The 14,587-nt window shown below is 57.2% G+C and carries 14 protein-coding genes and 1 riboswitch; of the genes, 10 read left to right on the top strand and 4 right to left on the bottom strand.

The genetic code is table 11. The annotated features are described in order from the left end of the window. The first annotated feature begins 104 nt into the window (after positions 1 to 104). From GV764_RS00595 to ghrB, 4 genes are all read left to right on the top strand, one after another. Complete coding sequence (locus tag GV764_RS00595) at positions 105 to 854, top strand: sugar phosphate isomerase/epimerase family protein (RefSeq protein ID WP_161658621.1); 750 nt, start codon at positions 105 to 107, stop codon at positions 852 to 854. 3 nt (positions 855 to 857) lie between these two features. Continuing rightward, the gene (locus GV764_RS00590) at positions 858 to 1,817 is read left to right on the top strand and encodes a sugar kinase (protein ID WP_161658620.1); all 960 of its coding nucleotides are present in this window, start codon (positions 858 to 860) and stop codon (positions 1,815 to 1,817) included. Positions 1,818 to 1,860: 43 nt separating this feature from the next. After that, positions 1,861 to 3,141 carry an MFS transporter gene (locus tag GV764_RS00585; RefSeq protein ID WP_161658619.1) on the top strand — a complete coding sequence of 427 codons (1,281 nt, stop codon included), beginning with the start codon at positions 1,861 to 1,863 and terminating at the stop codon, positions 3,139 to 3,141. A 66-nt stretch (positions 3,142 to 3,207) separates the two neighbouring features. Next, positions 3,208 to 4,185: a glyoxylate/hydroxypyruvate reductase GhrB gene (gene ghrB / locus GV764_RS00580; RefSeq protein ID WP_161658618.1), complete on the top strand. Its 978-nt coding sequence runs from the start codon at positions 3,208 to 3,210 to the stop codon at positions 4,183 to 4,185. Between the two features lie 9 nt (positions 4,186 to 4,194). Here the strand turns inward: ghrB and GV764_RS00575 are convergent, their stop codons facing one another. Then, a complete protein-coding gene (locus tag GV764_RS00575; RefSeq protein WP_161658617.1) occupies positions 4,195 to 5,388 on the bottom strand; it encodes an MFS transporter in 1,194 nt (397 codons plus the stop codon). A gap of 78 nt (positions 5,389 to 5,466) precedes the next feature. Between GV764_RS00575 and GV764_RS00570 the strand changes: the two genes are divergently transcribed. After that, the gene (locus GV764_RS00570) at positions 5,467 to 6,189 is read left to right on the top strand and encodes a MurR/RpiR family transcriptional regulator (RefSeq protein ID WP_161658615.1); all 723 of its coding nucleotides are present in this window, start codon (positions 5,467 to 5,469) and stop codon (positions 6,187 to 6,189) included. A gap of 13 nt (positions 6,190 to 6,202) precedes the next feature. On the opposite strand, the gene GV764_RS00565 is transcribed toward GV764_RS00570, so the two are convergent. The 3 genes from GV764_RS00565 to GV764_RS00555 all read right to left on the bottom strand — a co-directional run bounded on the left by GV764_RS00565 (position 6,203) and on the right by GV764_RS00555 (position 10,056). Next, on the bottom strand, positions 6,203 to 7,573 hold the full coding sequence (locus tag GV764_RS00565; RefSeq protein ID WP_161658613.1) for a family 4 glycosyl hydrolase: 1,371 nt from the start codon (positions 7,571 to 7,573) through the stop codon (positions 6,203 to 6,205). Further along, complete coding sequence (locus tag GV764_RS00560; protein WP_161658611.1) at positions 7,570 to 9,150, bottom strand: PTS transporter subunit EIIC; 1,581 nt, start codon at positions 9,148 to 9,150, stop codon at positions 7,570 to 7,572. The genes GV764_RS00565 and GV764_RS00560 overlap by 4 nt, the downstream gene beginning before the upstream one ends. 195 nt (positions 9,151 to 9,345) lie before the next feature. Beyond that, the gene (locus tag GV764_RS00555; protein WP_161658609.1) at positions 9,346 to 10,056 is read right to left on the bottom strand and encodes a DUF3053 domain-containing protein; all 711 of its coding nucleotides are present in this window, start codon (positions 10,054 to 10,056) and stop codon (positions 9,346 to 9,348) included. 311 nt (positions 10,057 to 10,367) lie between these two features. Beyond that, positions 10,368 to 10,462: riboswitch (guanidine-I (ykkC/yxkD leader) on the top strand. A 54-nt stretch (positions 10,463 to 10,516) separates the two neighbouring features. Between GV764_RS00555 and GV764_RS00550 the strand changes: the two genes are divergently transcribed. Genes GV764_RS00550 through GV764_RS00530 form a run of 5 tightly spaced genes read left to right on the top strand, consistent with a single transcriptional unit; the run spans position 10,517 to position 14,568 of the window. Then, entirely contained in the window at positions 10,517 to 11,572 is a 1,056-nt protein-coding gene (locus tag GV764_RS00550) for a putative urea ABC transporter substrate-binding protein (protein WP_161658607.1), read from the top strand. Between the two features lie 15 nt (positions 11,573 to 11,587). Next, positions 11,588 to 12,400 carry an ABC transporter permease gene (locus GV764_RS00545; protein WP_161658606.1) on the top strand — a complete coding sequence of 271 codons (813 nt, stop codon included), beginning with the start codon at positions 11,588 to 11,590 and terminating at the stop codon, positions 12,398 to 12,400. Between the two features lie 9 nt (positions 12,401 to 12,409). After that, positions 12,410 to 13,210: an ABC transporter ATP-binding protein gene (locus tag GV764_RS00540; RefSeq protein WP_161658604.1), complete on the top strand. Its 801-nt coding sequence runs from the start codon at positions 12,410 to 12,412 to the stop codon at positions 13,208 to 13,210. Positions 13,211 to 13,219: 9 nt separating this feature from the next. Further along, positions 13,220 to 13,939 carry an urea amidolyase associated protein UAAP1 gene (locus GV764_RS00535; protein ID WP_161658602.1) on the top strand — a complete coding sequence of 240 codons (720 nt, stop codon included), beginning with the start codon at positions 13,220 to 13,222 and terminating at the stop codon, positions 13,937 to 13,939. Next, positions 13,933 to 14,568, top strand: a complete 636-nt coding sequence (locus GV764_RS00530; RefSeq protein WP_161658600.1) for an urea amidolyase associated protein UAAP2 — start codon at positions 13,933 to 13,935, stop codon at positions 14,566 to 14,568. The genes GV764_RS00535 and GV764_RS00530 overlap by 7 nt, the downstream gene beginning before the upstream one ends. Positions 14,569 to 14,587 lie beyond the last annotated feature (19 nt).

Here is a 14,587-nt window from a genome sequence, read left to right as displayed (position 1 = left end):
CTTCGTGATGGCGATCATAAATTCGTCATGCCCGCCTTTTCTTTGGAACCGGTTCCAACTAGCGTATTCCTTATCGATGAAAAAAACGTCGCTGAGGAATCACCATGAAAAACGCGATTATTGTTGTGACGGCGGCCTACGGGAATTCGCGCGTGGCTGCCCTGGGCGGCCAACAGGCGCTACTGCCGATTATTGCTGGCGCAGGCGCCGACGGCGTGGAAATCCGCCGGGAACTGCTGTCCGGGCCGGAACTGAATGCGCTCCCGACGCTTGCCGCCGCTATCGCGTCTCACCATCTCAAAGCCTGCTACTCCGCGCCGCAGGCGCTGTTTAGCGATGACGGCACGCTCAACCCCAATATCCCCGCCCTGCTGGAAGAAGCGCAGATCCTGAATGCAGCCTGGCTAAAACTGTCGCTGGGCAATTTCCAGTCCAGCCACGCAGCCGAACCGCTGCGCGAGCTACTGGCGGATTCGCCGGTCGCGCTGGTGGTGGAAAACGATCAAACCGTTTACGGCAGGCTCGCGCCAGTGCAGCGTTTTCAGGCTGCCGTATCGGTAATGAACCTGCCGGTCACGCTGACCTTTGATATGGCCAACTGGCTGTGGGTTGGGGAATCACCGGAAGTGGCGGCCAGCAAACTGGCCCCGCTGGTCAGCTATATCCACGTTAAAGCCGCTGAATCCCGTCATGCCCGCTTCCACGCGATAGCGCTGGATGACGCCGAGCCGCGCTGGCTGGCGCTGCTGCGCCAGCTGCCGGGCGACGCGCCGCGCGGGATCGAATTCCCGCTGGAAGGCGACGATCTCACGGCGGTCACCCGTCATTACGTTAATTTGTTACGCGAGGTTTAAGCGATGTCTGACTCTCTGGATATCATCACCGTCGGCGAAGCCATGGCGATGTTCGTCGCCACCGAAACCGGTCCGCTGGAAAACGTCGAACACTTCATTAAGCGCGTCGCGGGCGCGGAGCTCAACGTGGCGACGGGCCTGGCCCGCCTCGGTTTTAACGTCGGCTGGGTCAGCCGCGTCGGCAACGACTCTCATGGCCGCTACGTGCTCGAATGCCTGAAGCGCGAGGGCATTGATACGCGCGCCGTGACGATTGACGACCGCTATCCAACGGGATTCCAGTTGAAATCTAAAGCCGAAAATGGAACCGATCCCATCGTGGAATATTTCCGTAAGGGCTCGGCGGCCAGCCATTTGTCGGTGGAAGACGCGGGTTATATCGGCTTTAACGCGGCGCGGCATTTGCACCTGAGCGGCGTGGCGGCCGCCTTGTCCGAAACGTCGCTGGCGCTGTTGAACTATGCGGCCTCGCTGTTCCGTAATCAGGGCAAAACCATCTCTTTCGACCCGAACCTGCGTCCGGTGCTGTGGAAAAGCGAAGCGCAGATGGTGGAGCAGCTGAATAAGCTGGCGTTCCAGGCCAACTGGGTGCTGCCAGGCATAAAAGAGGGCGAAATTCTCACCGGTTATCGCCAGCCTGAAGCGATTGCCGACTTTTATCTCGACCACGGCGTACAGTGCGTGGCGATCAAAACCGGCGCGGATGGCGCCTGGTTCAAAACGGCTCAGGGTGAGCAAGGGAGCGTGGACGCCTGCCGCGTTGAGCAGGTTGTGGACACCGTTGGCGCGGGCGATGGCTTCGCCGTCGGCGTGATCAGCGGCTTGCTGGATGGACTCACGATTCGCGACGCGGTACGGCGGGGCAACACCATCGGCGCGCTGGCGATTCAGGTGCAGGGGGACAGCGAAGGCTTGCCTTGCCGCGCCGAACTGGCCGAACGCGAATCGGCGCTGTGTGCATAAACCCTTTATCGGCCTTTTACCCTACGACTACAGAGAGATGCTTATGAAAAGCCCAACGAATGCGCCAAAACGCTGGCTGTATATCATGCCCATCATATTTATCACCTACAGCCTGGCATACCTTGACCGAGCCAACTTCAGCTTTGCGTCTGCGGCTGGCATTAACGAGGATCTCGGCATCACCAAAGGCGTATCGTCGCTGCTGGGCGCGCTGTTCTTCCTCGGCTACTTTTTCTTCCAGATCCCCGGCGCGATGTACGCCGAGCGCCGCAGCGTGCGCAAACTGATTTTCATCTGCCTGATCCTGTGGGGCGGCTGCGCGTCACTGACCGGGATGGTCAGCAATATCCCGATGCTGGCGGCCATCCGTTTTATCCTCGGGGTGGTGGAAGCGGCGGTGATGCCTGCAATGCTGATTTACATCAGTAACTGGTTCACCAAATCGGAACGTTCGCGCGCCAATACCTTCCTGATCCTCGGCAACCCGGTGACGGTGCTGTGGATGTCGGTGGTCTCCGGCTACCTGATTCAGGCCTTCGGCTGGCGTGAAATGTTCATCATCGAAGGGGTTCCGGCGATTATCTGGGCCTTCTGCTGGTGGGTGCTGGTGAAAGACAAACCGAACCAGGTGAACTGGCTGGCGGAGAGCGAAAAAGCCGCCTTGCAGGCGCAGCTGGAAGAAGAGCAGAAAGGCATTAAACCGGTGCGCAACTACGGCGAAGCCTTCCGCTCGCGCAACGTGGTGCTGCTGTGCATGCAGTATTTCGCCTGGAGCATCGGCGTGTACGGCTTTGTACTGTGGCTGCCGTCGATTATCCGCAACGGCAGTGAAAACATGGGCATGGTGGAAGTGGGCTGGCTCTCTTCCGTACCTTACCTGGCCGCCACTATCGCGATGATTGTGGTCTCCTGGGCATCGGACAAAATGCAGAACCGCAAACTGTTCGTGTGGCCGCTGCTGCTGATCGGCGCATTCGCCTTTATCGGCTCCTGGGCGGTGGGCGCGAATAACTTCTGGCTCTCTTATACCCTGCTGGTGATTGCCGGCGCCGCGATGTACGCGCCGTATGGCCCGTTCTTTGCGATTATCCCGGAGATGCTGCCGAAAAACGTGGCGGGCGGCGCGATGGCGCTGATCAACAGTATGGGCGCGCTGGGGTCGTTCGTGGGCTCGTGGTTTGTGGGCTATCTCAACGGCGCGACCGGCAACCCGTCTGCCTCCTACATTTTTATGGGTGTGGCACTTTTCGCCTCAGTGTGGCTTACTCTGATTGTTAAGCCTGCTAATCATCAAAAACTTCCGGCAGGCGCACGCCATGCTTAAAGGCGACGGGCGGCGACAGGCCGCCCGTTTTGCCATCACATCCGACACGTTCCACGGAGAGAGTGAATGAAGCCGTCTGTAATTCTCTATAAATCCTTACCCGATGACCTGCTAACCCGTCTGCAAAACCACTTTGAGGTGACCGAGCTCGACAGCATTAACGCAGAGAGCCAGGCGAAACATGCTGAGCTGTTCGCTAACGCGGTGGGCCTGCTGGGCTCCAGCCAGAACGTCGATGCCGCCCTGCTGGAAAAGATGCCGCAGCTGCGCGCCGCCTCGACCATTTCAGTGGGTTACGACAACTTTGACGTCGATGCGTTAACCGCCCGCAAAGTGGCGCTGATGCACACCCCCACCGTGCTGACCGAAACCGTCGCCGATACCATGATGACGCTGGTGTTAGCGACCGCGCGCCGCGCGGTGGAAGTGGCGGAACGCGTGAAGAAAGGCGAATGGCAAAAGAGCATCGGACCGGACTGGTTTGGCATTGATGTGCACCATAAAACCATGGGCATTATCGGCATGGGCCGTATTGGCCTGGCGCTGGCGCAGCGCGCGCATTTCGGCTTCTCAATGCCGATCCTGTATAACGCGCGCCGCCATCATGCCGAAGCGGAAGAGCGCTTTAACGCCCGTTACTGCGATATCGACACCCTGCTGGCGGAATCTGATTTCGTTTGCCTGGTACTGCCGCTGACTGACGAGACGCACCATCTGATCGGCGAGAAACAGTTCAAAGCCATGAAATCGTCTGCCGTGTTTATTAACGCGGGTCGCGGACCGGTGGTGGATGAACACGCCCTGATCGCGGCGCTGAAAGCCGGTGAAATCCACGCCGCCGGTCTGGACGTATTCGAGCAGGAGCCTCTGCCGGTAGATTCTGAACTGCTGAAGTTGCCGAACGTGGTGGCACTGCCGCATATCGGCTCCGCCACCCATGAAACCCGCTACAACATGGCGGCCTGCGCGGTGGATAACCTGATCGACGCGCTCAACGGCAAGGTCGAAAAGAACTGCGTTAACCCGCAGGTGCTTAACGGCTAATCGTGCTTTTCAGCCGCTTTCTGCTTCGGAAAGCGGCTGAGCGCGCGGCGACGGGCACAAAAAACCGGCCCACAGCGTTAACAGCCCATACAGCGCCACCGGCAGTAAAAAGCTATACCGCAGCGTCACCCCGTCGATTAACACGCCCTGCAACCACGGCAGCACCGCGCCGCCTATTCCCGCCATGATCGCCAGCGCCGACGCCAGACCGGCCTGATCCTGCGCGTCTCTCAACAACTGGCTAAAAATCACCGGATAGAGGATGGCGTTCGCTAAGCCGGTTAGCAGCAATAAATAGCCGCCATGGGCGTTATTCAGGATCACCGCCGCCAGCACCAGCAGCATGGCGCTCCAGGTCATGCACAGCGTCGCCATCCGCACGCTGATGCGATGCGCCACACCGCTAAACACAAAACGCCCGACCAGCGCCCCGCCCCAGTAAATCGCCATCAGCGACATTGCCTGATCGATACGCTTGCCGCCGGTTTGCACCCACCAGTTGGCGGTACTGGTCGCCAGCGATACCTCAACGCCGACGTAAATAAACAGCGCCAGAATATGGAAAATCATCCGTTTACGCTGAAACAGCGTGCGAAAACTCGGCGTCGCCACGCGTACCGTGATATCCGGCAGACGGCTGGCTTTGCCCAGCGCGATAATCAACACCGCAAACAGCGCCAGCGCCATCCACAGCCAGCGCAGCGGCTCCTGATGCAGCGTGCTGTTAAGGGGGAAATTCGCCAGCAGGACAGCGACGGCTAAGGGGGCAAGCGTGGTGCCCAATGAATTAAGCGCCGAGGCCAGCGACAGCTGGCTAACCTGGCGTTCCGGTCCGCTTAACGCCGCCAGATACGGGTTAGTCACCACCTGTAGCGCCGCCACGCCAGACGCCATCACAAATACCGCGCCCTGGCTCAGGCGAAACTGGTAGATCATCAGGCCACACGCCAGTAGCACTGCCCCTGCCGCCGTTAACAGCAGCGCGCTATACAACATGCGCCGATAACCGAATCGGGATAACAGCCATCCGCAGGGCAAACAGGTCAGAAACGGCGCCAGATAGAACAGCGTATTCATGCTGATGGCCTGTTGCCAGGTGAGCTGGAAATAATCTAAAAAATAAAGCGGTAAAGTACTATTGATTGCGGTCAGGGTTCCCCATAAAAAGAAAACCAGAATTAACACCCCTGTTGTTTTCGCCATCTTCCGTTATTTCCTTTACGCGTTATGCCGCCCCGCGCCGTCTTGTGATAAAGTTTTAAGAATTATCGGGAGCGCAAAATGGACATCCAAAATTTATTCCGTGATATTAAATTCACCCGGACCGAATTACTGGTACTGAATACCATTCAGGATAATCCTGAGTTGTGTCTTAAAGAAGGCGTGCGTAGCGTTGCAGAAAAATGTTACAGCAATCCTTCCACCTTAGTCCGGCTGGCTAAAAAGCTAAAATTTAGCGGCTGGCTGGAAATGGTTTATTTCATCAAATTCAACATCACAATGCCGCGCCGGGATGTGACCAATGATGTCGATTTTATGAACATCCAGCCCGTCGCGTCACTGGATACGCTGCTTCATGGCCTGAGCCACGAAAAAATCCTCATTCACGGCAGCGGGTTTTCTCAGCTTATCGCCCAGTATATTTATAATAAATTCCTGGTCACCGGCGTGAATGCCAGCCTGGCGCTCTGGCCAGATTATGAAATTCTTGAACAAAAGACCGCCGCCAGATTCGATTCTATCTGGATAATATCCAAATCCGGACGCAGCAGTTCGGCATTAAACTGGCTAAACGCGCTGGAGAATAAAAATATCAATATCGTCTGCTTTACCGGGGATTACCAAAGCCCGCTGGCAACCCAGGCGGATACCGCGTTTATTATTCACGACCCGCAAAAATATGATGATGATATTTACTGGTCCAATCCGTTTTTCGGCTACTGCATTTTAGGTTTTGAACATCTGTTAAAGCTGTGGTTTAACCAGAAAACGAAAGGGGCTTAACGCCCCTTTATTATCAGGCTTTGTTCGGTTCATCGATGTAGGCATGAACCAGTTTTTCCGCCAGGCTCCATGAGCCGATCAGCGGATGCGCCATCAGCGCCCGCACCGCCAGGCTGCGATCGCCGGTGAGGATCGCCTCCACGCCCAGCCGCTCGTACTCTTTCACACAGGCAATCATGTTCTTCTGCGCCTGCGGCACATGAGCTGGCGTGACCGGCTTCAGCCCGTCTTTGCTCAGATCGCAGCTGATTTCAATCACATCATCCGGGCGCAGGAAGTCCAGAGTGCCGTTGTTGGGGATCGACACCACGATGCGCTTGGTTTCTTTGCTGTTGACCGCTTCGAGGATATCCAGCGCCACGCCCGCATAGCCGCCGGTATCCGGCTCTTCGATGAACTGCTGCAGCGTAAGAGGCTCCCTGGTGTGGAATTTCTCCTGCTGCGACTCATTCTGCATGTAGCTGTTTTCACGGCGTAAATAGTGCTTCATCCATACGCCGAAGGCGCGTTGCGGCTCGGCTTTAACATCAATGCCCGACAGCTCTTCACGCATTTCGCGGTTGATGCGGGCGATCTGCTCGCCGCGCGTCTCGCCGGATGCCTGAATAGCCGCCAGCGCTTCTTCTTTGTAGTAGTAGTAATAGAGGTATTCGTTCAGTAACTGGTTGTCACACAGGCGCACCAGCTCCGGCGAGAAATACTGCATGGCGGTGCGGGTATACAGTTCCGGCATAGCGACCAGTTTTTCTGTCACCGACTCGCCGTTTACCGTGATGTTGGTAAACCAGGAGAAGTGGTTCAGGCCGTAGCATTCCACGCGCAGATCGCGCTCTTCACAGCCGAGCAGCGCCGGTAATTCGCGGATCAGCTCCGACGGCGCATCGCAAATGCCGTAAACGCGGCGCGTAAAGCCGGATTTCACAATCGCTTCCGTTACCAGCCCGGACGGGTTGGTAAAGTTAAACAGGATCGCGTCGCTGGCCGCATGCTCTTCAATCAGACGGCAGTATTCCAGAATGGCGGGCACCGAGCGCAATGCCATGGCAAAACCGCCTGCGCCGGTGGTTTCCTGGCCGAGCGTGTTGAAATTCAGCGCGATACGCTCGTCGCGAATGCGGCTTTCATCACCGCCGACGCGCAAGGTGGTAATGATATAATTGGCGTCTTTCAGCGCCACCAGCGGATCGCGCGTCAGTTTGAAGTCAATATCCGGGCGAATGGTGGTAAACACATAGCGCGCCAGTTCGCCAAACAGCGCCAGGTTCTGTTCCGAGCTGTCCAGGAAAACGACTTCTTTAAGATTGATGCGATGGGCATTGTACGCCAGAGACTTGGCCAGAAATGCCGAGCGAACGCCGCCGCCACCTAATACTGCTAATTTCATACGTTACTCCCGGTTGGTGTTTGCGCGAGCCAGAGGTCCACTCGTGAGCGGATCTGCCCTACTCTCACGCCATAAATAACCTGCACTTCATTATTATTTCGCACGACGCCGTTAGCCCCGGTCGATTTAAGAATGGCGTCATTAACCTGTGTTAAATCTTTTACTTCCACGCGCAAGCGGGTAAAGCAGTTATCGACTGAGAGAATATTTTCCCGGCCACCCAGGCCTTTAATAATCTCGTCGGTGACATCTTTATTTTTTTGCTTATTCTTCGCCTGGTAATCCTGCTTGCTGTACAGCTTCACTTCATCGTCATCTTCGCGGCCCGGTGTTTTCAGATTCAGTTTCACCACCAGGGTACGGAATATGACGTAATAGGCGGCGAACTGCCCAATGCCGATCACGATATATAACGGCCAGCGGGTTAAAGCCACCGGTAGCGGCAGGTTATAGATCACAAATTCAATTAACCCGGACGCGCCCCACGGACGAACACTAAACAGATCGCAAATCGCCTGGGACGCCGCCGTTAATGTGGCGTGGATCACCCACAGCAGCGGAGAAACAAACAGGAAGGTAAATTCAATCGGCTCGGTAATACCGGTCAAAATAGAGGTAATGATCGCCGGTAAGAGTATCGCCTTCGCCATCTGTTTTTTCGCCGGGCTGGCAGTGTGATAGAACGCCAGCGCCGCGCCGGACAAGCCAAAGATGGTGGTCATCCCCTGCTGAGAGAAACGCAGCGCGTCGTTCATTATCGGCGTTAAATCCGGGTGGCGCATATAGGCCAGGAAAATCGCCTGAGTGCCGGATACTGTCTGCCCGTCCACCGTAAGGGTGCCGCCAATCTGGGTTAACTGGAAGGGCGACCAGACAAAGTGATGCAGGCCAGTCGGGATCAGGAATTTTTCAAAGAAGCCGTAGACGAACACGCCCGCCACACCGGCGTTTTTCATAAAGCCGGTCAGCGCGGTAATGCCGTGAGTCATCACCGGCCAGATGGTGGTAAACGCGATGGCGTAAAGCAGCACCACCGGCGTCATGGCAATCAGGGTTAATTTCGCCCCGCCATACATGGAAAGCGCGCCGGGTAATTCAATCTGCGACACTTTATTGTGAACCCACGCAATAGTGCAGCCCAGGATAATGCCGAGAAATACCCCCATATCCACCACGACAAAACCCAGCAACCGCGTTTGCCCGGTGCCGTAATATTCGCCGTTGATGGTTTCCGCAACCTGATGGGTTAATTCCAGCCAGGAGTGGTTCGCGCCCAAAAACATAATAAAGCACATCACCGCCACCAGGGCGACTTCGGTTTTTTTATCTTTTGCCAGGCCGTAGCTTATCCCCACGCAAAATAATAAACCTAAATTTCCAAACAGCGGCCAGAAAGTATCACCTAACAGCTGGCCGATATTATGAATAACGCTGTTTTCAGGGATCAGAGAGGGATTGGTTAATACTGAACTGAGTGCGAGAATTAATCCGATTACCGGTAAAAATAATACTGCCCCGATCATCGCTCTGGAAAACTTTTGCATATTTTCCACGGTGCGTTGCCGAATTTCAGACATGGGATGTCCTTACGCTTTTGTTAGGGTAGAGGTGCGTTTTTTTATTACTTCCAGTGGCAAAGTTATAACAAGCGGGGCGCGGGAATGAAACCTGTGCCGGTTAAATAGGCACAAAGCGACAGGAAATGCACACCAGTTTCGATCCTGGGGCAAAAAAAAGCTTCCTCACGTCTGTAACGCGAGGAAGCGCGGGGATTACTGCAGCGAGTTAACCACGGCGGAATAAGCCTGGTTAAACGCCTGATGCTGCGCGGCCAACGGCCCAATCAGCTGGTTGTACTGGCTTGCCTGCTGGGACGTTGGGAACTGGATCCCGTTCGCCACAAAGCTCACCTGAGTCCCCTGCTGGCTGATGAAATCGCCCACCTGCACCAACTGCTGGGTAAAGGTCTGTGCCGCCGGGATCAACGGTTGCAGCGTATTCGCCGGATTGGTGACGACCTTTTCATAAGCTTTGTCGTATACCGGTTTCAAATCATCCGCTTGCTTCAAAGACGCTTTTGAACTGTCGGCCTGCATTTTCGCATTCTGCAACTGCTGGCTCAGCACGCCCAGCGAGCCGTTAGCCTGCCGCAGCGGGTTGCTTTGAGCCATGTAATCCTGCGGAACGCGGATGGCGTTAACACTATCGACCACCGGACGAATACCGGCATCCATAGCCTGATTAACCTGTTGGGAATAGCCATAAATAATGGCGTAATCCGAGACAAACGGCCCGAATTGTTTTTTCTGATCCGCCGTCAGCGTCGGCAAACGTTCGCCGCTGCGCATCACCGTGTTTTGCAGAAAATCGATAAACGCTTTGCGTTGATCGCCCTCTTTATCGAAGCAACCGCTCAGGCTGACCACCATCAGTAACGCCGCCAAAGGCGCAAACCAGCGAGAGCAGGACTTACCTGTCGCCATCTTTAAACTCCTTCACCCAAAATATGCACACGACAACCCGTATGCCTTCAACGTTGACAAGGATAGTGCAGTCACGCCCTGCATGATACCCCCATAACACAAACTCTTTGCCCGTTGCTTCATGGCGGTGCGCCGTCTGAACCTGCCTTGCACCGCCATGACGCAGCGGTTTTTAACCCGTGGTGAGTGTAAAAGCGTGCAGCCCGTTGTACTGCAAACGTTTTTTAACGATTTACCGAAACTGGCATTCATCTTGCTCTGATGACTGTGCAGGGGGGACAGGCGGTACGCCGCCGTCGCCAGACAATCTGGAAATGGATCGCTAGGGTTCCGGTCGCAAGACGCTGGTCCGAGAGCGATCGACCGCCCTCTGGCGGTTACACGGCGGGACAAAAGCCCGGGAGGATACGCGACTGGCTCGCGCCCTCCTGCTTATTCCGTCAACGTCAGAGGAACCATCATGCTTAAAGCCTGCCATAAAGGAATTCTGCTCGCCGCGCTGATCCTGTTTAGCGCCACCGCCGCAGCGGCGAAACCCGCTTTCAAACTCTGCTGGTCGATTTATGCCGGATGGATGCCCTGGGATTACGCCCAACAGAGCGGCATCATCAAAAAATGGGCCGACAAATACAACATCGATATCCAGTTTGTGCAGGTTAACGACTATATCGAATCCGTCAACCAGTACACCGCCGGCGGATTTGACGGCTGCACCATGACCAATATGGATGCGCTGACCCTGCCCGCCAGCGGCGGCGTGGATTCCACGGCGCTGATTATCGGCGACTACTCCAACGGCAACGACGGCATCCTGACCAAATCCGCCGACAGCGTCGCGGCGCTGAAAGGCCAGCCGGTGAATCTGGTGGAACTTTCCGTTTCCCACTACCTGCTGGCGCGGGCGCTGGAAACCGCGGGCCTTAGCGAAAAAGACATCAGGGTGGTCAACACGGCGGATGCGGATTTGGTGTCGGCCTTTACCACGCCAGACGTCAAAACCATCGTGACCTGGAACCCGTTGCTGGCGGAAGCGCAAAAGCAGCCGGGCGCGAAAACGCTTTTCACTTCGGCGCAAATTCCCGGCGAGATCCTCGACCTGCTGGTGGTGAATACCGCCACCCTGAAAAAACACCCCGAACTGGGCAAAGCGCTGACCGGCGCGTGGTTCGAAACCCTGCAAACCATGCAGGGCGATGGCGAAACCGCCAAAGCGGCGCGCACCCAAATGGGGGAAGCGGCGGGCACTAACCTGGCGGGCTTCGACGCGCAATTAGCCGCCACCCACCTGTTCACCACGCCACAGCTGGCGCTGGCTTTCACCAGTAGCCCGCAGTTGAAAACCACCATGCAGAAAGTCGCGGAGTTCTCTTTTAACCACGGTTTGCTGGGCGAAGCCGCGCCGTCCGCTGACGTGGTAGGCATTGAAACGCCGGCGGGCGTCTGGGGCGACAGCCAGAACGTCAAATTACGTTTTAGCGACGAGTTTGTCCGCCTGGCGGCCAACAACCAACTGTAACCACGGAGGCGTCCCATGCGCAAAATCATCAACCTACAACCGCAGCCGATGAGCCGGGTGCTGCTGGGCGCCCTTCCGCTACTGGCGATGCTGTTTGTTTACCTGATCGCCTCCGACGCGCGGCTGGCGGCCAACAGCGCCGATAAACTGCTGCCCGGTTTTGACGCCATGTTCAGCGCCATCGACCGGATGGCGTTTACCCCCAGCCCGCGCACCGGGGAATATCTGTTGTGGACCGACACCGCCGCCAGCCTGCTGCGTCTGCTGAGCGGCGCGGCGCTCAGCGCGATGATCGCCCTGACTTTCGGCCTGTTTTGCGGGGCATTGCCTGCGGTGCGCGCCTTTTTGTCGCCGCTGATCACCACCCTGGCGCTGATCCCGCCGCTGGCCATACTGCCGATTTTGTTTATCTGCTTTGGCCTGGGGGAAGTGTCGAAAGTCGTGCTGATCGTGATTGGCATTACGCCGTTTATCATCCGCGATTTGCAGCTTCAGGCGATGGCGATCCCTCATGAACAGCTGATCAAAGCCCAGACGCTGGGCGGGCACAGCGGGCAAATCCTGTGGCGGGTGTTTCTGCCGCAGCTGTTGCCGCGCCTGATTGACGCCGTGCGCCTGTCGCTGTGCTCGGCGTGGCTGTTTTTAATTGCTGCGGAAGCCATCGCCGCTACCGAAGGGCTGGGCTATCGCATCTTCCTGATGCGCCGCTATATGGCGATGGACGTGATTTTGCCCTACGTCGCGTGGATCACCCTGCTCGCCTTCGCCCTCGATTTGCTGCTGCGCGTCGTGAACCGTCGTTGTTTCCCCTGGTACTACGCCCGCTGAGGAGCCGCTATGTCTTTATTAGAACTGAAAAACGTCGGAAAAGAGTACGACAGCCAGGTGGTGCTGGAGCGGCTGAACGTCAGCGTTGAAGAGGGGGAATTTATCACCATCGTCGGTGCGTCCGGCTGCGGTAAAACCACCTTTCTGAAAATGCTGCTCGGCACCGAATCGCCCTCCAGGGGCACTTTTTTGCTCGACGGCCAGCCGCTGACCCAGGAGCCCGACGCCCAGCGCGGCATCGTGTTCCAGCGCTACTCGGTATTTCCGCATCTGACGGTGATTGAAAACGTGATGCTGGCGGAAGAGTTCAGCCAGGCGCGCTGGCTGGGCCGCGTCTGGGGGCGCAAGCGCGCCGCTATCCGCGAGCAGGCGCGGGTGATGCTGAAACAGGTCGGATTGCTGGGCGCGCAGGATAAATATCCGCATCAGCTTTCCGGCGGGATGCAGCAGCGCCTGGCGCTGGCGCAGGCCCTGATGAAACAGCCGCGTATTCTGCTGCTCGATGAGCCGTTCGGTGCGCTGGACCCCGGCATTCGCGCGGAAATGCATGTGCTGATCAGCTCGCTCTGGGAACGCCACAAGCTGACCATTTTTATGATCACCCACGATTTGAAAGAGGGATTCTCGCTGGGCTCGCGGCTGTGGGTGTTCGACAAAGTGCGCCACGATCCGCAGGCGCCGGAAGCGTATGGCGCGAGCATCACTTACGACATTCCGCTGGATCGTAAACCCGCAGGCAGCGTCACGCCGCTGTTCCCTCACGCGCCCTATCCCCTCGCCGAACAGCCCGCCGCGCTGTTTGGCCATTAACAAGGAGCCATGATGAACGCTTATCAAACCCAATTACCGGCGGGCAGCCACTGGTCGCTGATGATGCGCCAGGGCACCGCCCTGACCCTGACCGATCTGGCGGGCGGGGTCAACGCAGGCGTGCTGTTTTACAACCCGGAAAACCTGCTGGAGCGCTATAACGCCCCCGATACCCTGAAGTGCCAGCACACCTTTCGGCTGACGGCGGGCCACTGTCTCTATTCCGATATGGGACGGATTTTTTGCGGCATCGAACAGGACAGCTTCGGCTGGCATGAGTCGGTCTGCGGCACTGCCAACGCGGCGCTCACAGAAAAACAGTTCGGCGCGAGCGATTACCAGCAGGCGCGTAACGATCGCCACCAGAACGGTTACGACAGCTTTCTGGTGGAGCTGGCGAAATACGGCCTTGGCAAACGCGATATGGCGGCCTGCCTGAACCTGTTCGCCCACGTCGCCGCTCACGATGACGGCAGACTGGCGCTGGTACGCCAGGGCGCAGCGGGCGCGAGCGTCACCCTGCGTTTCGCGATGGATACGCTGGTTGTGTTACATACCTGCCCGCATCCGCTGAGCAACGCAACGGCATACCCGCGCCAGCCGCTGGGCATCCGCATCGACGGCGAGCGCAAACCCCTTCCCGCTCACTGCCTTGAACGCGCCGAAAACCAGCGCGGGCTGTGTAATAACCATCTCTATCATCTCAGTGAAGGAGCCTGTTTATGCTGACTGAAAGCGCGCGTAACCCGGCGGATGCGGTCTATCGCGCCACCGTTAAGGCCGGGGATTACTGGCTGTATAAGATCACCGAAGGGCAAACTCTGCGCATTACCGATCTGGAAGGCAATCAGGCGGCGGATACGCTGTTTTTCAATGCCGATGACATCGCGGAACGCTACAGCATGTCGGACACGGTACGCGGCCAGGGCAACGTCTTTTTGACCACCGGCACGGTGCTGCGCTCCAGCGACGACCGTCCGATGCTGGAAATCGTCGCGGATACCTGTGGCCGCCACGATACCCTGGGCGGCGCCTGCGCCACCGAAAGCAACACTGTGCGCTACGACCTGGAAAAGCGCCATATGCACGCCTGCCGCGACTCGTGGATGCTGGCGATTGCCGAACATCCGGCGTTCGGCCTGACGCGCCGCGATATCACCCACAACATCAATTTTTTTATGAATGTGCCGGTCACTCAGGACGGTGGGTTGTGCTTCGCTGATGGCATCTCCGCGCCGGGAAAGTACGTCGAACTGGTCGCCAAAATGAACGTTCTGGTGCTGATCTCCAACTGTCCGCAGCTCAACAATCCTTGCAACGGGTATAACCCGACCCCCATTGCCGTCACGGTGTGGTGATCCGGCGCTGCGGGACGAC

Origin of the sequence: Atlantibacter hermannii, from assembly GCF_009907385.1 — a bacterium.
Taxonomy (GTDB): Bacteria; Pseudomonadota; Gammaproteobacteria; order Enterobacterales; family Enterobacteriaceae; genus Atlantibacter; species Atlantibacter hermannii_A.
The sequence above is the reverse complement of the archived record's forward strand: the minus strand, read 5'-3'. Positions and strand labels throughout refer to the sequence as shown.